Origin of the sequence: uncultured Allobosea sp. (assembly GCF_945957345.1) — a bacterium.
Classification (GTDB): domain Bacteria; phylum Pseudomonadota; class Alphaproteobacteria; order Rhizobiales; family Beijerinckiaceae; genus Allobosea.
Genome location: NZ_CAMFKW010000006.1, coordinates 81,148 through 105,597, shown reverse-complemented (window position 1 = coordinate 105,597; position 24,450 = coordinate 81,148). Strand labels below are relative to the sequence as shown.

Here is a 24,450-nt window from a genome sequence, read left to right as displayed (position 1 = left end):
TGGGTTGCCCAACCCTGCCGCAGCGCCGCGCGCCCGACCAGCACCCGCCACGCAGGCACGCCTTGCATGGCGCGGCCGGCCAGCAAGGAAATGCTTAATCTTTCGTGACAGGGTGATGCATCGCCACAGGTCCACTCGATGAATCTAGCCCAGCTCGTCAAGAGCCAGACCCTCGCCACCCTGCTGCAAGCGCTCGATGCAGGCGGGGAGCTGACGGCTGGCCGGACGGTGCAAGCGAGGCTGTCTTCGCTCGACCCGGACGGCACCGCAACGGCCATGATCGGCGACACCAAGGTCGCACTCGTCCTCGCCGGTCCGCAGGCCAGACAGGCAGCCTTGCAACCGGGCGCCACGCTGATGCTGCGCCTCGATCCGCCCGAGCAGCCCGGCGGCGACCTGCCCGCCACGCTGGTCGAGGTGCGCCCACCGAACGCGCCGGCGCCCGGACAACCGCAGCAGCCGGCTCAGGCGCCTGCGCCTCTCCAACCGACCACCCCACCCGCTTCGGCAGCCGCGCCACTGCGCACGGTCCTGACCACAGCTCCCGCGCCGCAGCCCGTCACCACGCCCGTGCTCGCGCCGGCTGCCCCCCAGGCTGCGCATCCGCCATCACCCGTGGCGGCGCAGCAGGCCTTCCTGCAGCAAGCCCTGCAAACGCTCGGCCTTTCGGCGGCGCAGCCTGCTGCCGCGCCTCCCGCTACGGCAGGAACAACGCCCGCAACCTCCACCACCACCAATTTCGCCTCGCCGGCAGCTGCGACGACGTCCGCCGCTCCCGTGATCACGGCCGCGACTGCGCGCGCCGTCGCCGGGCCGTTGCTCGGCCCCCTGCTGCAACGGCAGGACGGTCTTGCCCCGCTCTTCGCCAATCTGCGTGCGCTGGCGCAGGGGACGATCTCGCTCGCCTTGCCCAAGACGCTGCCACCCGCCATCCAGCAGGTGCTTGCCCAGGCCGTGCCGGCAGAGCGACAGGCGCCGACAGCGGCTAAGCTCAAGGAAGCTCTCCAGGCTTCCGGTCTATTCCTCGAAGCGCGGCAGGCCGCGGGGCTGCCGCTGCCCAGGCAGGGTGATCTCAAGGCCAGCCTGCAGACGCTGCGCGAGACCTTGCTGCCGATCGTCGATTCCCTCTCGCCCGACCCAAAGGCGAGCCGCCAGGATCACGGCGGCAATCCAGCGGGAGACCAGCAAGCCGATCCCGCTCCCGATCAGTCCTCGCGCCCGACCCCGCCGCGCCGGGACGGACCGCTCGCATCGCAGTCGGCCGTCGAGCCCTCGCTGAAACCAGGTGAAAAGCCGCTCGCCATCGCCGAGACCCTGCTCGACCAGACCGAAGCCGCGCTCGACCGGGTCAAGCTGTCGCAATACGCCTCGCTGCCGCTGGAGCCTGCCCGGCAGGATGGCGGTCAGCCGGCACAGCGCTGGCTCGCCGAGATCCCGCTCGCCTTCCAGCAGGGCATCTCGATGCTGCCGCTTCAGGTCGAACGCGATCCGCCACGCCGTGATGCGCAAGGGGTGAGCCCGCCGGTCTGGCGCATCCGTTTCGCGCTTGATGTCGAGCCGATGGGGCCGCTCCAGGGCGTCGTCACCTTGCAGGGCCGCGATGTCGGCGTCTCGATCTGGGCAGAGCGCGAAGACACGAGCCAACTCCTGCGCGGCGCAGCGCCCGGCCTCGAAGGCGCGCTGCTCGATGCCGATTTCGCCAGCGGCGCCATCGACATCCATACCGGCCAGCCCCGCGTGATGCAGCCGACAGCCGGCCAGTTCCTGGACCGCCTGTCATGAGCGCGCCGCAGCCGCCCCGGATCGCCGTCGCGCTCGAATATGACGGGCAAGGCGCACCGCGCGTCACCGCCAAAGGCCGCGGCGAGCTGGCCGAGCGCATTGTCGAGACCGGACGAGAGCACCACGTCGCGGTCGAGCAGAACGCGATCCTCGCCCAGGCGCTCTCGGCGGTCGAACTCGACGACCAGATTCCGGAGGAGCTCTATCGCGCCACGGCGCAGGTGATCGCCTTCGTTCTCTCCTTGCGCGGCGAATTGCGCCGGCCGAACCGGGACGGCCATCGGTCTTGAGCACGATCGTTGTCAGGCGCCTCGGCTCCACCGCTTACGCGGAACTGGGGCAGGTTTTCGCGGAGCTTGCCCGCCACGCGCTCGAACCCAATCCGCATATGGCCCCGGCCGCGGTCTCGGCCGCGACGACGCTCGTGCCGGAGGACGAGATCGTCGTCCTTTGCGCCTGGCTCAGCGAAGCCCTCGATTTCGAGCAGCTTGTCGGCGTCTGGGCCTTCCGCCGCATGAACGGCTGGCGCAGCGGCTTCTCCGGCGCCCTCGCCTCGCCGCTGGTGCCGCTCTACGAGGTCTCGTCGCTGCCGGTGCTCGGTCGCGACCACGCGGCGGAGGCGGCACGCGCCCTGATGCGCTATCTCCTCGCCTCGCGCGACCTGCCGCACAGCCTGCTGCTGCCGCTGCTCCCGCTCGACGGCCCTTGCTACGCGGCCCTGGCCGAAGCCTGCCGCCAGACCGGCAGCGCGATCTCGACCTATGAGCGCTGGGTCCGCCCGGTGATGATCCCGCGCCCGGAAGACAATTTCGAAACCTATCTGCGCCGCACGCTCGGCTCTGCCTACAAGAAGCGGATGCAGCAGTTCCGGCAGGTGGGAAAGCAGGGTGCGCTCACCTTCCGGCGCAATCGCGGCCGTGGCGCGCTGGAGGCGCTCGACGCCTTCCTCACGCTGGAAGCCTCCGGCTGGAAAGGCGAGGAAGGCACCGCGATCGCCTGCCTGCCAGCCGACACCGCCTATTTCCGCCGCCTGGCCGAACTTTGCGCCGGCGACGACACGCTGCTGATCGACACGCTGCTGCATGACGGCCGCGCCATCGCCATGGGTCTGCTTATCGAGAGCGGCAACCGCCGGCACTTCCTCAAGATCGCCTATGACGAAACGCAAGGCCGGTATTCGCCCGGCCGGACCCTGGCCATCGCCATGCTGCAGGCGGATTTCAACGGCACGCCGCCCGCCTTCTTCGACAGTGGGGCCGGCGAAGGCGTCGATGCCGGCACCTATGTCTGGGGCGAGCGTCGCGAGATGGCAAACGCCATCATCCGCGTCGGTCCGGGTCGAGCCGGACTGGCGCAGGCGGCGGCCTTCAGCCGGATGTGGCTCCGGCGCCTGCGGGATGCACGGCGAGCCCGATCCGCCCGAGCAGCCAGCGCCCGACCTCCGGCTTGAAATGCAAGGTGTCGAGCCAGTAGCGCGACGACGCCTTGGCCGGGTCGAAATCCTCGAACGGATGCCCTGAGACGAAATCGTGGAACGGCAGGCTGCGTCGGACGGCCAGAGCTGCAACGTCGCGGCGCCAGGCTGCGAGTTCCGGTCCGCGACCGCCCGCTTCGACGAGCTGCCGCTGCGCCGCGCTCATCGGTGACAGGACGATCGTGACGTCCCGCCCCTGCAGCAGATCGAGAGCCCTTTCGAGATAGGAAAGATCGCCGGGCCGGTAGACCATCGCCGCAATGTTCTGCTCGCGGCTGATCCTGCCCACCAGTTCCGCGTCGAAATCCGGCGTCGCCTTGTAGCCGTCGGCGTGCCAGAGGCCGGGCTCCGTCCGCCGGGACTGTCGCCCGCGCAGATTGTCGATCGCCTTCGGGTTGAGCACGGTCGAGACCAGCGCCTCGCCGCGCCCCGATGCTGTCGCGAGCTTGCGATCGATCGGCTCAGGCGGAGGCCAAGCGGTGAACATGAAATAGTCGAGCTCGATCACGACCCGCCTGATGCTGCCGACATCGACGGCGAGCGCCGCGAGCGTCGGAAGCTCCCGCGCCATCAGGGCGGAGACGCCAGCATTGTAGACTTGGCCCGCCATGGCGGAGACATCGCGCGGATCGAGGCCGCGATAGACGACCGAGGAACCGATCAGCAGCGTCTGCGGCTTCAGCCTGGCAATCTGAAGCGGCTTGATCAGGCGCATCTCGACATCGAGCAGGCGGCTCATGCCGCCGCCGTCGCGCGTCCAGGGGGGGTTGTCGCGGAACACCCAATAGGGATCGCGCCAGAAGGTCAGCCCGGTCAGCAGCCCGACGATCGACACGACCGTCATCGCGAAACTGGCGGCAAAGCCCTTGGCAGTGCTGGTCTGGGCGGCGGCGCGCATGGCGCTGCGCTATCAGATCGTCCCGGCGCTGGCGAGGTCGCTTGACCGTCCGTCCACCCCGCCGATAGAGCAGGCCTGCCCGCAGGAGAAAGCCGATGACCGAGACCGCCCGGATTGGAATCGTCACGGTCTCCGACCGCGCCTCGGCCGGCATCTATGCCGATGAAGGCGGGCCCGCCATCGACGCCTATTTCCGGAAGGTCCTGACCTCGCCCTGGGAGCCTGTCGCGCGCATCATCCCCGACGATCGCGCGACGATCGCCGAAACACTGCGCAACCTCGCCGATCACGAGGGCTGCTGCCTGATCGTCACGACCGGCGGCACCGGCCCGGCCCCGCGCGACGTCACGCCCGAAGCCACCGAAGACGTCGTCGAGAAGCCGATGCCCGGCTTCGGCGAGCTGATGCGGCAGGTCAGCCTCGCCAAGGTGCCGACCGCGATCCTCTCGCGCCAGACGGCCGGCATCCGCGGCAAGTCGCTGATCGTCAACCTGCCCGGCCGCCCCCGGGCCATCGCCGAATGCCTCGACGCGGTGATGCCGGGGATCCCCTATTGCATCGACCTGATCGAAGGGCCGTGGCTCGAAACCGATCCGGCGGTGATCGCGGCGTTCCGGCCGAAGAAGTGAGATAGAGGCGGGCCCTTCGGGAAAGGCTGGAAAGTTACCCCGCCGCCAACTCCCGCCCGATGGCCTGCACGAGCTGCGGCGAAAGCGGGTCGGTCGCGGCCGGAAAGCCGCCGAGCAGCGCGCCGTCACGGCCGATCAGGTATTTGTGGAAGTTCCAGCGCGGGGTGTCCGCCGGCTTCTCCGAAGCGGCCCATCGATAAAACGGATGCGCCTCCGGCCCGCGCACCACGGTCTTCTCCACGAAGGTATAGGTCGCGCCATGACTCTGCCGGGCAGCCTCTGCGATGGCCGCGCCGTCGAGCGGTTCCTGCCCGCCGAAATCGTTGCTGGGCACAGCGACAAGCATCAGCCCCCGCATCTGATAGCGCTGCCAGAGCTGCTCCAGCGTCGCCATCTGCCCGGCATAACCGCAGCGTGTCGCGGTGTTGACGACGAGGATCGGCCGGCCGCGGTAATCGGCCAGCGGCAGGCGCAAGCCGCCCGGCCTGTCGAAGCCGAAGGCATGGGCGCCGGTGAGGGGTTGTGCCCAAGCCGGACGGAAAGCGAAGCCCGTAGCGGCAGCTCCGGCAACCCCGGCGACGATCTGGCGACGCGATAGCGGCATGGGCTTCACTCCGGCAGTGGAACCCGCGCATCATGCCCGAAAGCAGAAAGCCCCGCAGCCGGCCGGCGCGGGGCTTCGCTTCACGATGGCGAGACCGGCAGGCCTCGACAGGCACCTCTCAGCAGGCGAGGACCTTCTTCACCCGCACTTCGAGATCGCGCAATTCATAGGGCTTCACGACATAGTGGTCGGCGCCGTTGCTGGTCGCCTCATCCATCTTGTCGACCGAGCGCTCCGAGGTCGCCATGATGATCTTGATCTGGTTGAGCTCGGGCACCGAGCGGATGGCGCGCAGCAGGTCGATGCCGCTCATCCCGTCCATGTTCCAGTCGAGCAGCAGCAAATCATAGCGCTTGGTCTGCATCTTCATCAGGGCCTCGCGGGCGTTCTCCGCCTCGTCGATGTCCTGGAACTCGATCTGCTTGAGGAAATAGGTCGCCAGGCCGCGCATGCTCTTCTGGTCGTCGACCACCAGGATGCGGTATTCGCTTCTGGCCTTTGACATAACTTTGCTCCTTACGCGGTGCGTAGATTCGGACGCTCGCCGACCAGCTGTCCGACTGCTCCACCGATCTGGTTGAGCGGGACGACCCTGTCGGCGGCTCCAATCTCGAAGGCCGCTTTCGGCATCCCGTTTACCACGCAGGTCTCCCCGCTTTGGATTAACGTCTCGGCGCCGGCTTTGCGCATGGCTAACAAACCGTCTGCACCGTCGCGCCCCATCCCGGTGAGCAGGATGCCCACCGCATGGCTGCCGACGCTGCGCGCCACCGAATGGAACATCACGTCGACGGAGGGTGAGTGGCCACTGACCAGCGGCCCCTCGCGCAGCACGCAGACGAACTCGCCGCGGCGCTCCTCGATCTCGAGATGGCGTGGTCCGCCGGGCGCAACCACCGCCATGCCGGGCTTGAGCCTGTCGCCATCATTCGCCTCATGCACGTCGAGCCCGGTCGCGGTCGCGAGCCGCGCCGCGAACTTCGCCGTATAGCCGGGCGGCATGTGTTGCACGACGACGATCGGCAGTCGGAGATGGGCGAGATCGCGCATCACTGTCTGCACGGCCGGGACGCCGCCGGTCGAGGCGCCGATTGCGATCAACGAGGTCTTGCCGCTGCGCGCCGGCTCCCGTGCCGAGGCCATTGCTGGACGGGCCGGTGCAGCGGCGGCCAACTGCGTCATCTGCCTTGCGGCGGCGATCATCTTGCGGCTGGCGGCGGCGCGCTGCAGCGCCGCGACGAGATGCTTCATGAACCCGTCGAGCGTATGGGTCGTGCCGTCGGGCTTCTCGATGAAGTCGATGGCGCCGAGCTCCAGCGCCTGGATGGTGTTGTCGGCACCGGGGCCGCCGAAGGCCGAGACGATCAGCACTGGCAGCGGATCCTGCTTCAGCACGCGCGCCAGAAGCTTCAGGCCATGCCGGCCCGGCAATTCGAGATCGAGCGTCACGACATCGGGCCGGAGCTCCTGGATCGCGTCCCAGCCCTCCTCCGCGCTGCCGGCGATACCGATGACCTCGAAGCCGGGCGCAGAATTGATGATCTGCGTCATCAGCTTCTGCATCAGCACGGAATCGTCGACGACGAGAACCTTGACCGGAGCGGCGGAAGACGTCGCGACAACCATCACCAGACCTCCACTTCACCAGCCACAGGCTGCGTCTTGAGCCGGTTGAGATAGGCGATTTCCTGCTCGTGGCCGCTGTCGCGCGCCGTGGGCTGGACATGCTGCACCCAGGCCCGGCCCGTCGAAGGCTGGTAGTGGATGCGCCGCGAACGCGTGCCGCCGACATCCCGCGACACCACGGGAATGCCCTCGACCTTCAGGAACTCGTTGACGAAGGCGATATTGCCGTCGCCGATCGCCAGCATCGTGGCGCCGGAGAGCACGCGCGCCCCGCCGAAGACCTTCGCCTCGAAATTGCTCCTCTTGGCGCCGCGCTTCAACAGATCGTTGATCAGCACCTCCATGGCGGTGTCGCCATAGCGTTCGCCGGCGCTCGCATCCGAGCCGCCATTGTTCTTCGGCAGCAGGAAATGGTTGAGGCCGCCGACCCCGGCGACGGGATCGCGCATGCAGACCGAGACGCAGGAACCGAGAACCGTCGCAACGATCTCGTCCTTGGCGGAGGTGATCTCGTGCTCGCCCGGCGCGACGGTGATGATCGTCGCCTGGAAACGCGGGTCGAAATAGCGGCGGGAGGACCGGGAGACGCTCATGCAGTCCTCTCGTAGATGGTACGGCCGATCAGGCGCAGGTTCGGATGCGGTTGCGGCAGCGATTCCGAATGCCCGAGATAGAGGAAGCCGCCGGGCGCCAGCAGCGCCACGAAACGGTCGAGGATCGAGGCCTTGGTCTGCGTGTCGAAATAGATGAAGACGTTGCGGCAGAAGATCACGTCGAACGGGCCGCTCATCGGCCATTTCTCGATCAGGTTGAGCCGCTTGAAGGCGATCATCCGGCGCAGCTCCTCGGCGATGCGAGCCTCGCCCCGCCCGGCCCCGCCCTCGAGCTTGAGCATCGGCTTCACGTCGGACGGCAGGCGCTCGAACAGTTCGGCCGGATAGATGCCGGCCTCGGCCCGCGTCAGGATATCGGTATCGATATCGGTCGCCAGGATCTTGAAGTCGAGATCGCTGCGCGGCCCCACCACGTCGCGGCAGGAAGCGGCGATCGAATAAGGCTCCTCGCCGGACGAGCAGGCCGCCGACCAGATGCGGATGCGGCCGCGCCGCCCGCTGCGCTCCTGCAGCAGGCGCGGCATCACGTCCTTGCGCAGATGGTCGAAATGGTGGCGCTCGCGGAAGAAGGCGGTGTGGTTCGTCGTTACCGCATTGATCAGCTCGGGCAGTTCGCCCGCCGCCTGCGGCGTCTTGAGGAAGGCGCAGTACTCCGCGACCGAGCTCATGCCGAGCGCCTTGACGCGCCGCGCCAGGCGCCCCCGCGTCATCGCTTCCTTGTGCTCGCGGATGACGATGCCGGCCTGCTCATAGACCAGCGTCGCAATGAACTTCATGTCGTCGCGCGTCAGCGTGACGTCGGCCATGGCGGGCTGGGCGAGCGCGAAGGGATTGGACGAGGCAGGCTTGTTCATCTCTCAAATCCCCATACGGCCACCGGCGGCGACGCGGCGCGGCTGGGGCTGCGACACCGCCCGCTGCGGCTGCGGAGCGGCCTGCATCATGCTGCGTCGCTGCGACGGCACGCCATTGGCTCCGGCATGGCCGCCATTGAATGTTTCGACATAGGCGTGCAGCGCCGCCGCCTGATCGGCGAGCGCGGCCGCCGCCTCGGCGCTGCGCCCGGCAAGCTCGGCATTCTGCCTGACGCCCTTGTCCATCTTGGCGACGCTGCGCCCCATCTCGCCGGCGCCCTGCGCCTGCTCCGTCGTCGCGGCGGAGATATCCGAGACGGTCGTCGAGACCTTGCTTGCCGCCGCGACGATGCGCTCCAGCGCCTTGCCGGTTTCGCGCACGAAGCCGACGCCCTCGGCGACCTGCCCGTTCGACGAGGCGATCAATCCCTTGATGTCCTTGGCGGCCTGCGCCGAACGCTGCGCCAGCGAGCGCACTTCGGAGGCGACCACGGCGAAGCCCTTGCCGGCATCGCCCGCGCGCGCCGCCTCGACGGCGGCATTCAGCGCAAGCAGATTGGTCTGGAAGGCGATCTCGTCGATCACGCCGACGATCTCGGAAATCTTCAGCGACGAGCTTTCGATGCGCTCGATCGCGCCGACGGCGCGGGTCACGACGCCCTGCCCCAGCTTCGCGACGCTCATCGTCTCGCCGGCGATATCGCCGGCCTCGCGGGTACGCAGGCTGCTGCGCCCGACCGAAGCCGTGACCTGCTCGGCAGCCGCCGAAGCTTCGCCGAGATCGGCTGCGGCCTGCCCGGCGCCCGCCGCAAGCTGGCTCGTCACCGCACCGACCTCGGCCGCGGCATGCGAAACCCGGCCCGCGCTGTCGCGTATGGTCGCCAGCGTCGCCCCGACATGGCCGAAGGCTTCGTTGAGGCTGTCCTGCAGGAACCCCAGGCTGCCTTGGCTGGTCACCGGGATATGCCGGTTGAAATCGCCCTCAGTCACCCCCGCGACGGCATGGGCCATCTGGTCGACGGTGCCTTCGAGGGCGGCATTGATCCGGTTCAACCCTTTGACCGCGTGGCCGAGCGGCAGCGGCTGCCCCTCCGAAGACAGACGATGGGAAAAGTCGCCGGCCTCGGCCGCCTCGACCAGCGCCACGATCTCGGCGGCGAGCCTGAGATCGCCGGTCATCTCGCGCCACTCCACGGCCGTGCCGAGACTGCGACCGTCGCCGCGCACCATGGCGGTCAAGGTTAGGCAGATCGTGCGGCGGCCGAGCGTCAGGCGCACCGGCCGGCCACCGTCCGGCTGATGCTCGCCCTGTACGCGCTCCATGACGCGGCCCAGCATGTCCTTGGCCGAGCAGCCCGGAAAGGCCGCGCGGAAATCCTCCTGCGCCTCGCCGAAGAAGCGCAGCAGGGCCTTGCTGACATAGACGACACGGCCGGCGGGATCGCAGAGCATGACGCTGGCACGGCCATGGTCGAGCGCGGCCCGCAGCCTTTCGGCCTCCTGGGTCTGCTCCTGGATCGACGCGAGCGCGCGCGACAGCTCAGCCCCTTCGCCTGATCCGGATGTATCGGACAGCGCGATCTCGCCATTCTCGGCCAGGCGGGCCGCAGCCGCGGCACCGCGCGCGAGCGGGCGGGTCGTCCCCCAGGCGGCAAGGCCACCCAGAAGCGCAACCGCCGTCACCGCGGCAGCGCCCATGGCGGGCGCCCCGGTGACGGCGGCATAGGATGCCAGGCTGCCGGCGAGCGCCGCCGAGCCGGCGGCAAGCAGCGGCTGGCTGACCGAGAGACGTGAGAAGGGGCCGAGCGCGCTGCCCATATGGTTCGATCGTTTCTTGTTCTCGCCCGCTTTTGAACGCTACGCTCGGGCTGGTCTCGGGATGTCAGGCGGCCCGGCTGGTCTTGATCTGGGCCTCGGCGCCGCCGTCGCGGATCACGGCCGCGAGGTCGAGCAGCGCGACGATATCGGTGTCGAGCAGGACGAGGCCTTCGATCAGGCCGTGCTCGTCGCGCTCCAGGTCGGGAGCAGGGCGAACCGCGGAAACCGGCACGTCGACGATGTCCGAGACCGAGTCGACCAGCAGGCCGGCGGTCTTGTCCTCGACATCGACGACGACGATGACATGGGTCGCGGTCGCCTCGGTGGCGCCGAGCCCGATCGCGGTGCGCAGGTCGTAGACCGCGAGGATGACGCCGCGCAGATTGAGGACGCCGCGCACATGCGGGGCCGCATGCGGCAGCGGCGTCGTCGCCTGCCAGCCCTTGATCTCGCGGACCATGCCGACATCAATGCCGAAGGTGCGATCGCCGACCTTGAAGGTCACGATCCGGCGCGCGGCCGATTCAGGCTGCGCCGACGAGAAGTGCTTTTCGCCGAGTTGGAGGCTCATGGTCATCCAGCCATCTTGAGGTCAGATTGAGGGGGACGGCTGCCGGACGCGGCAAGCCGCAGCATCGAGTCGATATCCAGGATCAGGGCGACGAGGCCGTCGCCGAGGATCGTCGCCGCCGAGGCACCGTTGACCGCGCCGTAATTCGCCTCGAGGCTCTTCACGACGACCTGCTGCTGGCCGACGATCTCGTCGACGGCGATGCCGACATTGTTGCCGCGCTCGGTCTCGGCGATGATGACGATGTTCTCGTGGGTCTGGCCCATCGAACCCATCACGTCGCCCAGCCGGTACAGCGGCGTGACCTCGCCGCGCCAGCGCAGGACTTCCTGGCCGAAGGGCAGCCGCTCGATCGGGGTCGAGGCGAGGTGCTGCGTCTCGATGACGGACGCGATCGGGATGACATAGCGGTCGTCGCCGCAGCGGATCACCATGCCCTCGAGCACGGCGAGCGTCAGCGGCAGGGCGAGCGTGAACTTGCAGCCGCGCCCCGGCTCCGAGTCGACGCTGATGCGCCCGCCCAGAGATTCGACGTTGCGGCGCACGACGTCCATGCCGACGCCGCGGCCCGACACGTCGCTGATGACCTCGGCGGTCGACAGGCCGGCAGCGAAGATGAGCTGGTCGATCTCCTCCGGCGCGAGCTTCTCGTCGGAGCCGACGAGGCCGCGCGAGCGGGCCTTGGCCAGCAGCCGGTCGCGGCCGATGCCGCGTCCGTCATCGGTCACGGAGATGACGATGCGGCCGGCGCGATGCTCGGCGATCAGCTTGATGACGCCCTCGCGCGGCTTGCCCGCGGCGACGCGCTCGTCCGGCGTCTCCAGCCCGTGATCCATCGAGTTGCGGATCATATGGGTCAGCGGATCGGCGAGCTCCTCGATGATGGTCTTGTCGACCTCGGTGTTCTCGCCTTCCAGGACCAGGCGGACTTCCTTGCCCAGCGTCTGCGCGAGCTCGCGAACCAGGCGCGGCATGCGCTGGAACACGGCCTTCACCGGCTGCGCGCGGACCGCCATGACATGGTCCTGCAATTCGCGCGTCTGGCGCGACAGCGTCAGCATGCCCTCGGCGGTCTTGGCGTGGACGTCATAGGGCAGCGAGCGCACGCATTCGACCAGCATCGACTGGGTGATGACGATCTCGCCGACGAGGTTCATCAGCTTGTCGATGCGGTCGAGATCGACGCGCACGCTGACCGCCTGGCGCTGGCGCGCCGAGGTGTCGGCGGCGACAGGCGCGCGCGGGGCCGCACGGGCAGCGACCGGCGCCTCGACTGCGGCGACAGGTGCGAGAGCAGCGACCGGAGCCGGCTCGGGCTGGATATCGGGCTCCTTCGCCGCTTCCGTAGCAGCGCCGAGTTTGGCGAGGATCGCGGAGAGGTCGGCGGCAACGGCGCTGGAGACTTCCGGCTCGGCAGCCGGCGCTTCCACGACCCGCGGAGCTTCGATGACAGCCGCCTCAGCGAAATTGATCTCGAATTCCTCGTTCGCGAGGCTGAAATCGAAGCGGCCGTGCAGGTCCTCGACCGAGAGCTCGGTGCGCAGCGCCACGTCGAAGCGCATCCAGCAATCGCTGACGTCGAGGCTCTCGAGCGGCGGCACATGGCTGAGGTCGCAGCGGATCGAGACGATGTCGTCGGCCGGCAGCGAGCCGAGCACGACGCGCGGCTCGATCACCCGGCGGAACAGGTCCTGCTCCGGCGTGATGCGCAATTGCACGTCGCGGCCGGGCTTGCCGGCAGCAGGGGCCGGAGCAGTGGCAGGCTCGTCGTCCCAGCCGTCATCCGAGGCTGCGGGAGCGGGAGCCGCGGTCTTCGCCTCGACCATGGCAAGGAGGTTGCCGAGCGCGGCGATGCCGATAGGCGCGTCGTTGTCGGCTGCAGGCGTAGCCGGGGCGGGAGCCGACGGCGGCGCGGCGACGGGCGCCTGCGGCTCCTTGCCGACCTGCTCCAATGCAGCCAGTAGGTCGGGCCGCTCGGTCGCGGGCTCGTCGTTGCGCGCGGCCGAGACGAGATCGGCGACGGCATCGGCGCAGCGCAGGAACAGGGTGAACGGCGCATCCTCGATGGCGACGCGGCCGGACCTCAGATGGTCGAGCGAAGCCTCGAAGACATGCGCGAAGCCGACCAGCTCCGTGCAGCCGAAGGCGCCCGCGCCACCCTTGATCGAGTGAATGGCGCGGAAGGCGGCATTGACGTCCTCAGGATCGGTGGAGCCCTCGTCGAGAGCCTGGAGCTTCAGCTCCAGCGCGCCGAGGAGCTCCTCGCATTCCTGGAAGAAGGTCTGCTTGAGTTCTGCCAACGGATCCATCGGCCGACCTTCAGTTCTGGTAGCGCGCGACGAGGCCGAGCAGCGTGTTGGGTTCGAAGGGTTTGACCATCCAGGCGCTGGCGCCGGCACGGCGGCCCTCGGCCTTGATCTCGGCGCCGTTCTCGGTGGTCAGCACGATGATCGGCGTGTTCTGCCCGGCCGGGCGCGAGCGGCAGGCGCGCGTGAACTCGATGCCGTCCATGATCGGCATGTTCAGGTCGGTGATGACGAGATCGGGGCGAAACTGGTCGAATTTGGTCAGGCCGTCCTCGCCGTTCTCGGCCTCCGCCACTTCATGGCCGGCATTGCGGAGCGTCAGGCTGAGCAGGCTGAGCAGGGTCTTGGTATCGTCGATCGCCAGGATTTTCATACCTGATCACTCCAGAACGAGAGCGCTGTGAGCGGCATCGAAGCCGATCGCCCGCATGGATTCGCGGCATTCCTCGGAAGCCGCCTTGAGCGTGACCGAAAGCCCCCGCGCGGCGGCGCTGGTGGCTGCGGAATGAAGAAGCTGGATCCACAAGCTGGGGAGAGGCCCCGCTTCGGCGCACTCGACGGCAATGCTTTCCCGCTGTTCCAGCGCCACCAACAGCTGGTTGCGGAACGTCGCGGCCTCGGAGCGGCCGAGGAAAGGGGGAAGCGAGACGGTGATGACCATGAAGGGCGACCCAGGATTGCGCCTGGAGCATCGCGTCAAACTGGTAAAAACTTCGCTAAATATGTTCAGCCGCATCAATACTCTTGGCGTTTTCGCGGCAGACCACGCGCACCCGCCCCAGAGTCAGAAGATGGCGTTGCTGATCGCGCGCGGCACCAACGTGATCTTGCCCTCGGCTTCCCGGTATTTCCGCGGCATGTTGATCACACCGGAGAGATGCAGCCAGAGGTTGTTGGGCGAGATCGGTTTGGTGACGATCTCATGCGCGCCGAGCTTCGCCGCCTGGACGACCGAGCGCCGGTCGGGCCGCTCCATCATCACCAGCACCGGCGCCTTGGCGAAGGGCGATGTTTTGAAGGAGCGGATCGCCGCCAGGCATTTGACGCTGTTGCCCTCGGGCATATCCCAGTCGAGGATGACGATGTTGGGCTGCTTCTGGATGAAGGTCGAGGCGGCCGAGGAGAGATCCGACGCCTCGAAGATGCGATTGAGCTGCGCCTGATACAGCATCGTGCGCACGATCCGGCGATAGTGCGGGCTCGGATCGATGAGCAGCACCGACAGGTTGGGAAAGGATGGCGCTATATGCATGGCGCTGGCTCGGGAACTCGCTTACTCAACTCGACTGGCTACACGCAGGCGAAGCACTAGACCTTGAGCCCGAAGCGGAATGCGCCCCAGTGCCGGCCCTTGACCATGATCGGCGCCGACAAGTCCTCCATCACGAGGAACTGCCCGCCGCCCATGTCGCGCCGGTAGCTCTGCAGCAGGAAGGGCTTGCGGTTGCGCGCGGCGGCAAGCCCGGTCCGGTCGTCGAAGATGCGCCGGTTGCGGCAGTTGGCATTGTTCCAGACCGGATCGCTGCCCTGGGCTTGCGCGTATTTGCGGTTATGCGTCGGCAGGAAGCCGTTGCGGTCGACAGCCGCGCAGAACACGATCCGCCCGTTCGAGGTCAGAAGCTCTTCCTGCAGCGGCGGCAGCAGCCGGTCGGTCAGCGCGACGAAGCGCGTCATGTGCTGGACGGGATCGGAGCCCCGCACCGGCTGGTAGGCCTCGTCGAACAGGTCCGCGAGCCCGATCTCCCCGCGCGCCAGCGCCGCCTCGAAGAGTTCGCCGATCCGGCTGGCCGTCTCCATGGCCGTCGCGATCAATTCCGACTGGGCAGTGCGCACGCCCGATGCCGCGATCGAACCGAGTATGCCCTCGCTGATCGCGACCAGCGCCTCGGTGCGCTGCCCGGCCTGCTGGAGATTGTCGGTGGAGGCATCGACCCCGCTGACCAGGCCCGCAAGGTCCTGCCCTGCCTTGGCACAAGCCTCGGCATTCTCCCGCGTCGGCCGCGACACCGCCTCGATCTCGCCGATCAGCTCGACCACCGAGCGGCCGAAGCTGTCGAACTCGCCGATCTGCTGCGAGATGGTCTGGCTGCCCGCCTGCGCACGCTGCGCCGTCTGCGCATTCTCCTGGCTGCGGCGCGCGACGGCATCGACGGCCTTGACCAGCAGGTCGAGCTGGGCTGCGCTCGCCGCCGTCGCCTCGCGGGTCTGTTCAGCCAAGGCCTTCACGGCCGCCGCGATGACCGCGAAGCCCTTGCCGGCCTCGCCGCTGCGCGCCGCCTCGACGCCGGCATTGATCGACAGGAGCTGGATCTCGCGCGTGATCGACTGGATCGCATCGCTCGACGCCCGCGCCTTGTGCGCGTCGCCGACAGCCTGCGCCAGCGCCTGCGACATCGACTGGGCTTCCTCGGACAGGGTCTCGATATCGGCCTGCGCCGCATTGAGTCCGAGCCGGACCGATTTCGTCACGCGTTCCAGGCCGTTGCGCACCCCCGAGGCGGCAGCTTGCGCGCCCTCGGCCGCCTGTCGGATCGCATTGTTGGCCTGCGAAACCTGCTCGACAGCTCCGACCACCCGGCGCAGGCCCGCCGTCTGCTTGTCGAATTGCTGCGTCACGTCGCCGACGCGCCCTGCGATATCGGTGATCTCGGCGCTGAGCTTGCCGAAGCGGGCTGCGATCTCGCGCACCGCGCGCTCGGCGCCGGCCCCAACCGGCTCGCCGGCAAGATCCGGCGTCACCTCGCGAACGGGGAGATCGAGCTTGCGAGCCAGTGCATGCATGCGGGGGCGCCCCTTCAACCCGGCAGGATTCCTTCCAGACCGTAGAGAAACGCGGTAAATCGCAAGTTAAGAGCCGTTTCCGGCGATTTACCAGAATCGATACGCTCGGCGCGACTGCATCCCTGCCCCAGGGTCAACCGTTCCGCATTCTCGTGCTACAGCTCGCGGATCGACAGCGGACCCGTGACGGGCATCGCGCGTTGAGCAGGAAGAAACCAAGACGCCCTGGCCCGACCGCGCCCCGTGTCGCGCGCCGCCCGAACATTTTCAGGAGGATCGTCATGACCGCAGTTTCCGCCCTCTCCCGCCGCGGCCTGATCGGCCTCGGCGCTGCCACTCTCGCCATCGCCGCCGCGCCGAAGGTCTGGGCCCAGGCCGCTGCGCCCGCCGCACCGGCCGGCCCGTTCTCGCTGCCGAAGCGCGCCTATGAGGCCAACGCGCTCGAGCCGCATATCGATGCGGCCACGATGGACATCCACTACAATCGCCACCACGCGGCCTATGTCGCTGCACTGAACAATGCCGCCAAGGACAATGGCATGATCGCCAAGGCCTCGGTCGGGGAGCTCATCGCCGATCTCAGCCAGGTGCCGGAGAGCATCCGCACGCTCGTCCGCAACAATGGCGGCGGCCATGCCAACCACAGCATGTTTTGGGAGATCATGGGTCCGGGTGCCGGCGGCGCGCCGACCGGCGAGGTGGCTGAAGCCATCACGCGCGATCTCGGCGGCTTCGACAAGTTCAAGGCCGATTTCGAGGCGGCGGGCCTGCGTGTCTTCGGCTCCGGCTGGGTCTTCGTCACCGTCGACAAGGCCGGCAAGCTCGCTCTGCTCGGCAAGCCGAACCAGGACAGTCCGATCATGGACAAACAGATGGTCCTGCTCGGCAACGACGTCTGGGAGCACGCCTATTACCTGAAGTACCAGAACCGCCGCGCCGACTACCTCAAGGGCTGGTGGAACGTGGTCGACTGGAAGAAGGTCAACGAACGCTACGCCGCCGCCAAGGCCGGTAAGCTCGCGCTCTGAGCGCTGAAGCCTGGCCACAAGGGCGCGGGGAACCCCTCTCCTGTAGGGAGAGGGGCAGGGGTGAGGTGTAGGCCCCTGGACCAGTAAAACTCTGCCTCACCGCCGCGCAGCGACCACATCACAGCAAACTTGGTGAGCGGCCATCCCCTCACCCTGCCCTCTCCCTATGGGAGAGGGTTCCCCGCGCTGTCCGAACATGACGATGCCCGGAACTAATGCCCGACCTTGGCGCCCTTCGTTCCCTCGCTCAGCCGCGGCAGGAACCAGGCGAGCAGGCCCATCAGCGGGATGAACGAGCAGAGCTTGTAGACCATCTCGATGCCGAGATGGTCGGCGAACTCGCCGAGCAAAGCCGCAGCGAGACCGCCCAGCCCGAAGGACAGCCCGTAGAAGAAGCCACCGACCAGCCCGACGCGGCCGGGCAGCAGTTCCAGCGCATAGATCAGGATCGCCGCGAAGGCGCTCGACATGATCAGGTTGATCACGATCGTCAGGACGCCGGTCCAGAACAGGTCGGCATAGGGCAGGATCAGCGTGAAGGGCAGCGCGCCCAGGATCGAGAACCAGATGATCTTGTTGCGGCCGATCCGGTCGCCCAGCATGCCGCCGGCCAGCGCGCCCGCCGCCGAGGAGGCGAGAAACAGGAACAACATCACCTGCGAGTTCTGCACGGAGATGCCGAACTTGCCGATCAGGTAGAAGGTGTAGAATGAGGAGAAGCTGGCAGAATAGGCGTTCTTCGAGAAGAGCAGGATGATCAGGATGGTGATCGCGAAGGCGACCGAGCGCTTGCCCGGACGGGTCTGCGCAACGGCTGCCGCAGCAGCCTTCGGCGGCCGCGCCCGGTCAAGCCTTGCATAGCTCGCAGCGGTCCAGACCATCAGCATCATCGCGACCAGCGCAGCGACCGAGAACCAGGCGAGGCTCCCCTGCCCGCGCGGCACGATGATGAAGGCCGCGAGCAATGGCCCGAGCGCTCCGCCCGTCTGCCCGCCGACCTGGAAGATGCCCTGTGCCAACCCGTGCTGACCGCCCGAGGCATTACGCGCCATGCGCGTCGCTTCCGGGTGGAAGATCGAGGAGCCGATGCCGACGCAAGCCGCCGAGAGCAGCAGGAAGCCGTAGCTGCCGGCATAGGCCAGCCCGATCAGCCCCGAGAGCGTAAAGCCCATGCCGACCACCATCGAGTACGGCATCGGATGCTTGTCGGTATAGAGCCCGACGGCCGGCTGCAGCAGCGAAGCCGCGACTTGGAAGGTCAGCGTGATCAGGCCGATCTGGCCGAAATCGAGCCGATAGGCCTCCTTGATGATCGGATAGATCGCCGGGATCAGCGACTGGATCATGTCGTTGAGCAGATGCGTGAAGCTCAGCGCGATCAGCACCGGCATCATGGCCCGTTGCGGCAGGGAGGCGGTCGGCGCGCTGACGGTCATCTCTGCTAAGTCCCGCGGCGTCTCCGGCAGGCCGATTCCCGCCTCGTGACGCGGCCGAAGGCTCTAGACGATCACCGGCACGCGTACAATTTCATAAGCCGGCGCCACAGCATTGCGTGTACCGCATGGGCCGATGGCGGGCGTCCGGACCGGAGCACCCGCAATCGCGGACTCACGCCACCTTGTCGAGCGGATAAAGCGGACGGCGCACCCGGCGATAGGGCAGCTTGCTGAGGTCGGGCGTGCAAAGCGCCCCGCTGTCGCAGACGATCACCTTGCCGGCGATCGGCTCGAAGGCGGCGCGGAAATGCTGCATCGACTTCAACCCGACGACGCGCTTCGCTGCCGGGTCGATGCCGAAGGCGCGAAACTGCTGCAGGTCGTTCATCTGCGCGCGGATCGTGGTGACGAGGATCTCGATATCGCCGACACGCAGCACGGCACAGGGGCCCCAGCTCGCCTGCAGACCGCCGATCATCGGGCCGTCGCCGGTATAGTCGCCGTCGCTGACGCTGACGAGCGTGCCTGTGAGGTCGAGCGGCCCGCCCCCGATCTCGGGATCGACCTTGCCGCCAAGACGGACCGAGACTGTCGAGCCCGGCTTGCCCTTCCGCAACTCGGCCGCGACCTCGGGATCGACCATCGGCCCGAAGCAGGCGTCCTTCAGATCGGCCGCGATCATGCCCTTGAGCAGGCCGGTCGCGTCGCCATAGCCGCCGCCACCTGGATTATCGGCATAATCCGCGATGATCAGAGGCCCCTTGGTCGCGACATAGGTCTTCGCTTCCGCGACCACATCCTCGACCGAAAGGAAGGGCGTCACCACGTCGAAGCGGCGCTGCCACATGTCCTCGACCATTGCCTCGGCGAAGGCCTGATGCTTCTCGCGCTCGCCCTCGCAGGTGACGAGCACGGTCGGGCCGACCTCGTGGATATCGGCATTGCCGAAGCCGCCATTGACGCTGACCGCGAAGACGCCGGCCTCTTTCTCATAGGCCTTGGCCTTGGCGATGCGCTCGACCATCGGGCCGATATCGGTGCGGCCGCCATTGACCTCCTCCAGCATCGGCCGCTCGGCGCGCAGCGTCACCGGCCTGATCTCGCCCTTCATGGCCCGCTGCAGGATGCCGGCGGCAAGCTTGCCGGTCTCGCGGACGTCGACATGCGGATAGGTCTTGTAGGAGACGACGATATTGGCGAGCTCGGTCATCTTGCGGGTGACGTTGGCATGGGGATCGAGCGTGATGCCGATCGGCACGTCAGGCCCGAGCACGGCGCGAACCCGCTCCAGCAATTCGCCCTCCCCGTCCTCGCAGAACTCCGTGACCATGGCGCCGTGGAGGCCGAGCAGCACGCCGTCGATCTCGCCGGCATGGGCTTTTGCGGTCTCGACAATCACGCCGGCAATGCGGTCGAATGCATCGCGCGTCACCGGGCCGGACGGCTGCGCTGCGGCGCTGATCGCGTGGATGACGTTCCAGCCGGCCGGGCGGCCGATATCGAGGAAACCGGCGATCGGCGTGTTGGCTTCGCCCCGCGCAGCGATCGCCTCCTCTCCAAGGCTGATGCCGCGATCCGTGAAGGCGGCGTAATCCGCCGGGCAGCGGCTGAAGGTGTTGCTCTCATGCGAGAACTCGGCGGTCAGGACGGTGAAGCTCATGGCGTTCCTCTGGCTGCTTTCGCGAGTTGTTGCGGAACTTCAGCCGTCCCGCAGCGGGCGGCGGATATCGAGCGCCTCGATCAAGGCGTCGCCGAAGACATTGATGGCGATGACGGCCGTGGCGATGACGAGGCCGGGAAAGATGATGATCCAGGGCGCAATGAAGATCTGCGCGGTGCCGGAGCTCATCATCGCGCCCCAGCTTGGCACGGGCGGCTGCGCGCCGAGTCCGAAGAAACCGAGCGTCGCTTCGAGCACGATCGCATCGCCTGTCGCCAGCATTCCGGCGACGATGACCGGCGTCATCGCATTCGGCAGGAGATGCAGGAAGAGCACGCGGGCCGGGCGTGCGCCCGCCGTCACCGCCGCATCGACGAAGAGCTCGCCCTTCAGCGCCATCACCTGTGCCCGCGTCAGCCGGGTGAACTGCGCGAGATAGGCGATCGCGATGGCGATCGCCGTCGAGTGCAGCCCGGGTCCCAGGATCGCGATCAGGATCAGCGCCAGCAGGATTTCCGGGAAGGACCAGGTCAGATCGACGAAGACGGTGACGACCTTGTCGAAGATGCCGCCGAAATAGCCGGCGGCGGCGCCGAGCGTCGCGCCCATCAGCACCGACAAGGCAATCGAGAGCACGCTGACGCTGAGCGAGGTCCGCGCGCCCTGGATGATGCGCGAGAGCAGGTCGCGTCCGAACTCGTCGGTGCCGAGCCAATGCGCGACTGACGGCGGCGTGTTGGCCATGGAGAGCTTCTGCGCGGCATAGTCGTAAGGGGCGATCCAGGGTGCAAAGATCGCGCACAGCACGAGCGCAAGCAGAAACAACGCGCAGATCGCGCCGCGCGGTGAACGGAGGATGCGGCCGGCGAGGGACGAACGGCTCATCGTGCACCCATCGCTTCACGCAGGCGCGGATCGAGCGCCGCTTGGGCGAGATCGCCGATCAGCGTGCCGAGCATCACCGCGATCGCCAGCATCAGCAGGCAGCCCTGCACCAGCGGATAGTCGCGCTGTCCAAGCCCCGTGATCAGCAGCGAGCCGAGCCCCGGCCGGGCGAAGACATATTCGACCGTGACCGCACCACCCAAAATCCAGCCGATGCGCAGGCCGAGAATGGTCATCACCGGCAGCATGGCCTGCTGCAGCACGTGCCGGAGCTGGATGCGCCAGAACGGCACGCCCTTGGCCTGCAGCACGCGTACGAAATCGCGCTGCGAGATCTCGACCATGGCAGCGCGGGTGACGCGTGCGATCAGCGCCGTGCCGCCGATGCCGATGGTCAGCGCCGGAAGTACCAGCGCGTCCCATGTCCGCGCCCCCGAGACCGGGAACCATTCGAACTGCACCGCGAACATCAGGATCATCAGCAGCGCCAGCCAGAAGCTCGGCAGCGTCGAGCCGAGCAGGATGAAGCCCATCACCGCCCGGTCGAACAGGCTGTCGCGGAAGGAGGCCGCGAGCACGCCCGTGACGATCCCCACCGTCGTCGAGAAGAGCAGCGCCGTGCCGCCGAGCGCGAGGCTGTGCGGCATGTTCTCGGCGATGAGCTGCGAGACCGGCTGGCGCATCACGATGGCGTCGCCGAGATCGCCGGTGACGACCTTGGCGAGCCAGCGCCCGTACTGGACCAGCAGCGGCTGGTCCAGCCCGTAGCGCGCGATCATCTGCGCCCGCTGCTCGGGCGAGGAGCCGACCTGGATCAGATGCTCCAGCGGGTCGCCCGGCACGAGATGGATGATCATGAAGATCACCAGCGAGACGGCGAGGAAGACCGGCACCAGCATGGCGAGGCGCCGGATCGCGAAGCGCAGCAAGGATCGATCTCCTGCAAGGTCTGTCGTCCCGGCTCAGTTGGCCGGCGCGATGTCGAGCATGGTCGGACCGTAGAAGCCCGTGCCGCGGATCGTCTCGGGCATGGTGACGCGCTTGCCATAGGCCACGCTCTGCACCGGCTGATAGATCGGTGCGAACGGATACTGCGACAGCACGTACTCATGGTATTTGGTGAAGTTCGCGACGCGCTCGTCCCAGGTCTTCGACTTGGTCATGGCGATGTCGTTGAGCTTCTCCGCTTCGGGATCGTTGAACATCGAGACATTGGGATAGCCGGCACGCTTGGCCGCGAAGAACCAGTCGACGATATCCGCATTGGTCCATTGATAGGCGCGCACCGCGAGCTGGTGCTCGGTCTTCTTGCGGTACTGCGCGTTGATCGAGCCGGCATCGATGATGCTGATATCGGCCTGCATGCCGACCGCCTTGAGCTGCGCCTGGACGATCTCGGCGAGGCGCTTGAACTCGGTCCCGTTCTGGGCCCAGAGCTTCACCTCGAGGCGCTTGCCGTCCTTGACGCGGATGCCGTCCTGCCCCGGCTTCCAGCCCGCCGCCTCGAACGCCTTCTTCGAGCGCTCGGGATCGTAGGAGATCTTATATTTGGGATCGACCTGCGCCTCCTTCAGCGAGGAGATCAGGAAGGTGTCGGCGACGGCGCCGTTGCCGCCATAGAGGCTGGTCAGGATTTCCTTCTGGTTGATGGCGAAGGCCGTCGCCTCGCGCACCTTGATGTCGGTGAACGGCTCGACGCTGGTGTTGATCGGCATATAGACCACCTCGTTGCCGGGGATGGTCACGAGCTTCACCGCCTTGTCGGCCTGGATGCGCGGCAGGAAGTCGGTGGGGACGTTGACGAGCAGGTCGGCGCCGCCGGTCTTGAGTTCGAGATAGGCGGTCGATTCCTCGCCGATCTCGCGGAAGGTCAGCTTCTTGAACTTGGCCGGCCCTTGGTTCTTCGAGAGGTCGGAGGCCCATTTATAGTCGTCGTTGCGGGTCAGGACGGTCTGCTGGCCCACCGTAAACTGCTGCATCTTGTAGGGGCCGGTGCCGATCGCCTCGGTCACGCCGAACTTGTCGCCGAGCGCCGCGTAGGATTTCGGCTCCGGCACGCACATGAAGGAGCTGGCGAGGTTGAACAGCAGGTTCGGGTCGGGATTCTTCATGTGGAAGCGCACGGTCAGGTCGTCGACAACCTCGACCTTGTCGATAGCCTCGACGGTGAAGGCGTTCTCGGTGCCCTTGAACTGCGGCACCCACCATTCGATCGTCTTGGCGTTGAACGGCTCGCCGTTGTGGAACGTCACGCCGGGCTTCAGCTTGAAGGTCCAGAGCATGCCGTCCGGGCTCGTTTCCCAGGAGGTCGCGAGCTGGCCGTGGAAGCTCTGGTCGGCATCCTGCACCACCAGCCGGTCGTAGATCAGCGTCGTTGCCGTATTGAGCTTCGTCGCCTTGATCGGGTTGTAGGTCGGCGCGCCGACGAGGCGCGCGGTCATCACGAACGTGGCCTCCTGCGCCAGCGCCGTGGAGGCGGCGAGCGCCGACAGGCCCAGCGCCAGGATGCTCCCCTTCATCATCGTCTTCATCCCGCTTCCCCTTTTGTTTCGAGATGTTGCGAAAAACTTTGATCGCGGCCGTCAGCCGAGCGGGCCGGAACTGTCCCCGACATGGCCGGTGAAGCGGCCGTAGAGCTCGGCCATCCGGTTCAGGCGTTGCTCGACCTGTGGGCCGAGCTCGACGAAGACCGCGTTGATCAGCAGGTTGCTCAGGCTCGCCATCTGGGCGGTCGAGTCCCAGAACAGGTTGAACTCGGTCGAGACGACCAGCATCTCGTCGACGAGCCCCTGCCCCCAGTCGCAGAAGGAATCGGTGATGAGCGTGGTCTTGATGCCCGCCGTCTTCGCCTGCTCGGCCAGCACCTTGGCCATGCGCGAATAGCGCCGCGCCTCGAAGATCACGAGGCAGCGTTCCTTCTCGGCCGAGAGCAGGAGCTCCGAGAAATTCCCGGCCGCGAGATCGGCCAGATGCACGCCGTCGCGCAGATACTGGAGCTGGTTGGCGAGGTATTGCGCGAGCCCGCGCTCGGTCTGGAAACCCGTGACATAGACCGACGAGGCCGTCGCCAGCCGGCGGGCGACGCGCTTCCACTCCTCGCTCTGGGCAAGCTCGTAGATGCGGACGAGCCCGGCGATCTCGAGCTGGAGACTGCGCGCCAACTGATCGTCGCCGGCGAGGCTGCGCTGCTGGAAATCGCGCAGCCGGTCGCTGATCAACCAGGGCCTGTCGCCGATCTCCTCGGCGAGGCTGGCCTTGAGGTCCTTCAAACTCTTGTAGCCGAGCGTCCGGCAGAAGCGCCCAACGGTCGGCTCGCTGAGCGAGACCTTCTCGGCCAGACTCGCCGCCGTCTCGAAGGGCAGGCTTGGCATTTGCGCCAGCATATAGCTCGCGAGCGCCTTGTCGGCCCTGGAGCCGTTGGCCAGGCAAGCCTGCAATCTCTGGCGAAGCGTCTGCGACATCGGCACTCCCGCGCTCCGGGAGA

General features: G+C 67.4%; 24 protein-coding genes. 5 read left to right on the top strand and 19 right to left on the bottom strand.

Going from position 1 to position 24,450, the window contains the following annotated elements:
* Nucleotides 1-138: 138 nt before the first annotated feature.
* The 3 genes from Q0Q36_RS04815 to Q0Q36_RS04805 are packed head-to-tail and all read left to right on the top strand — an operon-like array spanning nucleotide 139 to nucleotide 3,232.
* The gene (locus Q0Q36_RS04815; RefSeq protein ID WP_293795973.1) at nucleotides 139-1,782 is read left to right on the top strand and encodes a flagellar hook-length control protein FliK; all 1,644 of its coding nucleotides are present in this window, start codon (nucleotides 139-141) and stop codon (nucleotides 1,780-1,782) included.
* Nucleotides 1,779-2,072, top strand: coding sequence for an EscU/YscU/HrcU family type III secretion system export apparatus switch protein (locus Q0Q36_RS04810; RefSeq protein ID WP_293795971.1), 294 nt, complete (start codon nucleotides 1,779-1,781; stop codon nucleotides 2,070-2,072). Before Q0Q36_RS04815 ends, Q0Q36_RS04810 begins: the two co-directional genes overlap by 4 nt.
* Nucleotides 2,069-3,232, top strand: coding sequence for a GNAT family N-acetyltransferase (locus Q0Q36_RS04805; RefSeq protein WP_293795970.1), 1,164 nt, complete (start codon nucleotides 2,069-2,071; stop codon nucleotides 3,230-3,232). Before Q0Q36_RS04810 ends, Q0Q36_RS04805 begins: the two co-directional genes overlap by 4 nt.
* Here Q0Q36_RS04805 and Q0Q36_RS04800 read toward each other — a convergent pair.
* Complete coding sequence (locus Q0Q36_RS04800; protein WP_293795969.1) at nucleotides 3,150-4,154, bottom strand: hypothetical protein; 1,005 nt, start codon at nucleotides 4,152-4,154, stop codon at nucleotides 3,150-3,152. The genes Q0Q36_RS04805 and Q0Q36_RS04800 overlap by 83 nt on opposite strands.
* Before the next feature lie 95 nt (nucleotides 4,155-4,249).
* Between Q0Q36_RS04800 and mog the strand changes: the two genes are divergently transcribed.
* Complete coding sequence (gene mog, locus Q0Q36_RS04795; RefSeq protein WP_293795968.1) at nucleotides 4,250-4,783, top strand: molybdopterin adenylyltransferase; 534 nt, start codon at nucleotides 4,250-4,252, stop codon at nucleotides 4,781-4,783.
* A 34-nt stretch (nucleotides 4,784-4,817) separates the two neighbouring features.
* Here the strand turns inward: mog and Q0Q36_RS04790 are convergent, their stop codons facing one another.
* The 12 genes from Q0Q36_RS04790 to Q0Q36_RS04735 all read right to left on the bottom strand — a co-directional run bounded on the left by Q0Q36_RS04790 (nucleotide 4,818) and on the right by Q0Q36_RS04735 (nucleotide 15,957).
* The gene (locus tag Q0Q36_RS04790; RefSeq protein ID WP_293795966.1) at nucleotides 4,818-5,387 is read right to left on the bottom strand and encodes a glutathione peroxidase; all 570 of its coding nucleotides are present in this window, start codon (nucleotides 5,385-5,387) and stop codon (nucleotides 4,818-4,820) included.
* A 118-nt stretch (nucleotides 5,388-5,505) separates the two neighbouring features.
* Nucleotides 5,506-5,892, bottom strand: a complete 387-nt coding sequence (locus tag Q0Q36_RS04785; protein ID WP_047578914.1) for a response regulator — start codon at nucleotides 5,890-5,892, stop codon at nucleotides 5,506-5,508.
* Nucleotides 5,893-5,903: 11 nt separating this feature from the next.
* Nucleotides 5,904-7,013 (bottom strand): chemotaxis-specific protein-glutamate methyltransferase CheB, encoded by a 1,110-nt coding sequence (gene cheB / locus Q0Q36_RS04780; RefSeq protein ID WP_293795963.1) that lies wholly within the window; start codon nucleotides 7,011-7,013, stop codon nucleotides 5,904-5,906.
* Nucleotides 7,013-7,606 (bottom strand): chemoreceptor glutamine deamidase CheD, encoded by a 594-nt coding sequence (locus Q0Q36_RS04775; RefSeq protein WP_291657438.1) that lies wholly within the window; start codon nucleotides 7,604-7,606, stop codon nucleotides 7,013-7,015. The genes cheB and Q0Q36_RS04775 overlap by 1 nt, the downstream gene beginning before the upstream one ends.
* Complete coding sequence (locus Q0Q36_RS04770) at nucleotides 7,603-8,481, bottom strand: protein-glutamate O-methyltransferase CheR (RefSeq protein ID WP_293795961.1); 879 nt, start codon at nucleotides 8,479-8,481, stop codon at nucleotides 7,603-7,605. Before Q0Q36_RS04770 ends, Q0Q36_RS04775 begins: the two co-directional genes overlap by 4 nt.
* Before the next feature lie 3 nt (nucleotides 8,482-8,484).
* Nucleotides 8,485-10,299 (bottom strand): methyl-accepting chemotaxis protein, encoded by a 1,815-nt coding sequence (locus Q0Q36_RS04765; protein ID WP_293795960.1) that lies wholly within the window; start codon nucleotides 10,297-10,299, stop codon nucleotides 8,485-8,487.
* Nucleotides 10,300-10,363: 64 nt separating this feature from the next.
* A complete protein-coding gene (locus tag Q0Q36_RS04760) occupies nucleotides 10,364-10,876 on the bottom strand; it encodes a chemotaxis protein CheW (RefSeq protein ID WP_265055591.1) in 513 nt (170 codons plus the stop codon).
* Complete coding sequence (locus Q0Q36_RS04755) at nucleotides 10,873-13,179, bottom strand: chemotaxis protein CheA (protein WP_293795958.1); 2,307 nt, start codon at nucleotides 13,177-13,179, stop codon at nucleotides 10,873-10,875. The genes Q0Q36_RS04760 and Q0Q36_RS04755 overlap by 4 nt, the downstream gene beginning before the upstream one ends.
* Before the next feature lie 10 nt (nucleotides 13,180-13,189).
* Entirely contained in the window at nucleotides 13,190-13,549 is a 360-nt protein-coding gene (locus Q0Q36_RS04750; RefSeq protein ID WP_257731518.1) for a response regulator, read from the bottom strand.
* A 6-nt stretch (nucleotides 13,550-13,555) separates the two neighbouring features.
* On the bottom strand, nucleotides 13,556-13,837 hold the full coding sequence (locus tag Q0Q36_RS04745) for an STAS domain-containing protein (RefSeq protein ID WP_293795955.1): 282 nt from the start codon (nucleotides 13,835-13,837) through the stop codon (nucleotides 13,556-13,558).
* A gap of 123 nt (nucleotides 13,838-13,960) precedes the next feature.
* Nucleotides 13,961-14,428 carry a PleD family two-component system response regulator gene (locus tag Q0Q36_RS04740; RefSeq protein ID WP_293795954.1) on the bottom strand — a complete coding sequence of 156 codons (468 nt, stop codon included), beginning with the start codon at nucleotides 14,426-14,428 and terminating at the stop codon, nucleotides 13,961-13,963.
* Nucleotides 14,429-14,484: 56 nt separating this feature from the next.
* Nucleotides 14,485-15,957 carry a methyl-accepting chemotaxis protein gene (locus Q0Q36_RS04735; RefSeq protein ID WP_293795952.1) on the bottom strand — a complete coding sequence of 491 codons (1,473 nt, stop codon included), beginning with the start codon at nucleotides 15,955-15,957 and terminating at the stop codon, nucleotides 14,485-14,487.
* Nucleotides 15,958-16,238: 281 nt separating this feature from the next.
* Here Q0Q36_RS04735 and Q0Q36_RS04730 point away from each other — a divergent pair, with 281 nt between their 5' ends.
* Nucleotides 16,239-16,985 carry a superoxide dismutase gene (locus tag Q0Q36_RS04730; protein ID WP_293795950.1) on the top strand — a complete coding sequence of 249 codons (747 nt, stop codon included), beginning with the start codon at nucleotides 16,239-16,241 and terminating at the stop codon, nucleotides 16,983-16,985.
* A gap of 212 nt (nucleotides 16,986-17,197) precedes the next feature.
* Here Q0Q36_RS04730 and Q0Q36_RS04725 read toward each other — a convergent pair whose 3' ends face one another.
* The 6 genes from Q0Q36_RS04725 to Q0Q36_RS04700 form a co-directional block, all read right to left on the bottom strand.
* The gene (locus Q0Q36_RS04725) at nucleotides 17,198-18,421 is read right to left on the bottom strand and encodes an MFS transporter (protein ID WP_293795948.1); all 1,224 of its coding nucleotides are present in this window, start codon (nucleotides 18,419-18,421) and stop codon (nucleotides 17,198-17,200) included.
* A 172-nt stretch (nucleotides 18,422-18,593) separates the two neighbouring features.
* Nucleotides 18,594-20,081: a M81 family metallopeptidase gene (locus tag Q0Q36_RS04720; protein WP_293795946.1), complete on the bottom strand. Its 1,488-nt coding sequence runs from the start codon at nucleotides 20,079-20,081 to the stop codon at nucleotides 18,594-18,596.
* A gap of 39 nt (nucleotides 20,082-20,120) precedes the next feature.
* Complete coding sequence (locus Q0Q36_RS04715; RefSeq protein WP_293795944.1) at nucleotides 20,121-20,966, bottom strand: ABC transporter permease; 846 nt, start codon at nucleotides 20,964-20,966, stop codon at nucleotides 20,121-20,123.
* Nucleotides 20,963-21,895 carry an ABC transporter permease gene (locus tag Q0Q36_RS04710; protein WP_293795943.1) on the bottom strand — a complete coding sequence of 311 codons (933 nt, stop codon included), beginning with the start codon at nucleotides 21,893-21,895 and terminating at the stop codon, nucleotides 20,963-20,965. Before Q0Q36_RS04710 ends, Q0Q36_RS04715 begins: the two co-directional genes overlap by 4 nt.
* 33 nt (nucleotides 21,896-21,928) lie before the next feature.
* Nucleotides 21,929-23,488 (bottom strand): ABC transporter substrate-binding protein, encoded by a 1,560-nt coding sequence (locus Q0Q36_RS04705; protein WP_293795941.1) that lies wholly within the window; start codon nucleotides 23,486-23,488, stop codon nucleotides 21,929-21,931.
* A 60-nt stretch (nucleotides 23,489-23,548) separates the two neighbouring features.
* On the bottom strand, nucleotides 23,549-24,427 hold the full coding sequence (locus Q0Q36_RS04700) for a MurR/RpiR family transcriptional regulator (RefSeq protein WP_293795940.1): 879 nt from the start codon (nucleotides 24,425-24,427) through the stop codon (nucleotides 23,549-23,551).
* Nucleotides 24,428-24,450: the final 23 nt, after the last annotated feature.

Excerpts from the sequence above, each read along its gene's own strand:
- Q0Q36_RS04810 (WP_293795971.1), top strand. The coding sequence starts at position 1,779 with ATGAGCGCGCCGCAGCCGCCCCGGATCGCCGTCGCGCTCGAATATGAC.
- Q0Q36_RS04755 (WP_293795958.1), bottom strand. The coding sequence starts at position 13,179 with ATGGATCCGTTGGCAGAACTCAAGCAGACCTTCTTCCAGGAATGCGAG.
- Q0Q36_RS04775 (WP_291657438.1), bottom strand. The coding sequence starts at position 7,606 with ATGAGCGTCTCCCGGTCCTCCCGCCGCTATTTCGACCCGCGTTTCCAG.
- Q0Q36_RS04785 (WP_047578914.1), bottom strand. The coding sequence starts at position 5,892 with ATGTCAAAGGCCAGAAGCGAATACCGCATCCTGGTGGTCGACGACCAG.
- Q0Q36_RS04735 (WP_293795952.1), bottom strand. The coding sequence starts at position 15,957 with ATGCATGCACTGGCTCGCAAGCTCGATCTCCCCGTTCGCGAGGTGACG.
- Q0Q36_RS04770 (WP_293795961.1), bottom strand. The coding sequence starts at position 8,481 with ATGAACAAGCCTGCCTCGTCCAATCCCTTCGCGCTCGCCCAGCCCGCC.
- Q0Q36_RS04765 (WP_293795960.1), bottom strand. The coding sequence starts at position 10,299 with ATGGGCAGCGCGCTCGGCCCCTTCTCACGTCTCTCGGTCAGCCAGCCG.
- Q0Q36_RS04745 (WP_293795955.1), bottom strand. The coding sequence starts at position 13,837 with ATGGTCATCACCGTCTCGCTTCCCCCTTTCCTCGGCCGCTCCGAGGCC.
- Q0Q36_RS04740 (WP_293795954.1), bottom strand. The coding sequence starts at position 14,428 with ATGCATATAGCGCCATCCTTTCCCAACCTGTCGGTGCTGCTCATCGAT.
- Q0Q36_RS04720 (WP_293795946.1), bottom strand. The coding sequence starts at position 20,081 with ATGAGCTTCACCGTCCTGACCGCCGAGTTCTCGCATGAGAGCAACACC.
- Q0Q36_RS04760 (WP_265055591.1), bottom strand. The coding sequence starts at position 10,876 with ATGACCATGAGCCTCCAACTCGGCGAAAAGCACTTCTCGTCGGCGCAG.
- Q0Q36_RS04725 (WP_293795948.1), bottom strand. The coding sequence starts at position 18,421 with ATGACCGTCAGCGCGCCGACCGCCTCCCTGCCGCAACGGGCCATGATG.
- Q0Q36_RS04790 (WP_293795966.1), bottom strand. The coding sequence starts at position 5,387 with ATGCCGCTATCGCGTCGCCAGATCGTCGCCGGGGTTGCCGGAGCTGCC.
- Q0Q36_RS04750 (WP_257731518.1), bottom strand. The coding sequence starts at position 13,549 with ATGAAAATCCTGGCGATCGACGATACCAAGACCCTGCTCAGCCTGCTC.
- Q0Q36_RS04800 (WP_293795969.1), bottom strand. The coding sequence starts at position 4,154 with ATGCGCGCCGCCGCCCAGACCAGCACTGCCAAGGGCTTTGCCGCCAGT.
- Q0Q36_RS04705 (WP_293795941.1), bottom strand. The coding sequence starts at position 23,488 with ATGATGAAGGGGAGCATCCTGGCGCTGGGCCTGTCGGCGCTCGCCGCC.
- cheB (WP_293795963.1), bottom strand. The coding sequence starts at position 7,013 with ATGGTTGTCGCGACGTCTTCCGCCGCTCCGGTCAAGGTTCTCGTCGTC.
- Q0Q36_RS04815 (WP_293795973.1), top strand. The coding sequence starts at position 139 with ATGAATCTAGCCCAGCTCGTCAAGAGCCAGACCCTCGCCACCCTGCTG.
- Q0Q36_RS04700 (WP_293795940.1), bottom strand. The coding sequence starts at position 24,427 with ATGTCGCAGACGCTTCGCCAGAGATTGCAGGCTTGCCTGGCCAACGGC.
- Q0Q36_RS04730 (WP_293795950.1), top strand. The coding sequence starts at position 16,239 with ATGACCGCAGTTTCCGCCCTCTCCCGCCGCGGCCTGATCGGCCTCGGC.
- Q0Q36_RS04715 (WP_293795944.1), bottom strand. The coding sequence starts at position 20,966 with ATGAGCCGTTCGTCCCTCGCCGGCCGCATCCTCCGTTCACCGCGCGGC.
- mog (WP_293795968.1), top strand. The coding sequence starts at position 4,250 with ATGACCGAGACCGCCCGGATTGGAATCGTCACGGTCTCCGACCGCGCC.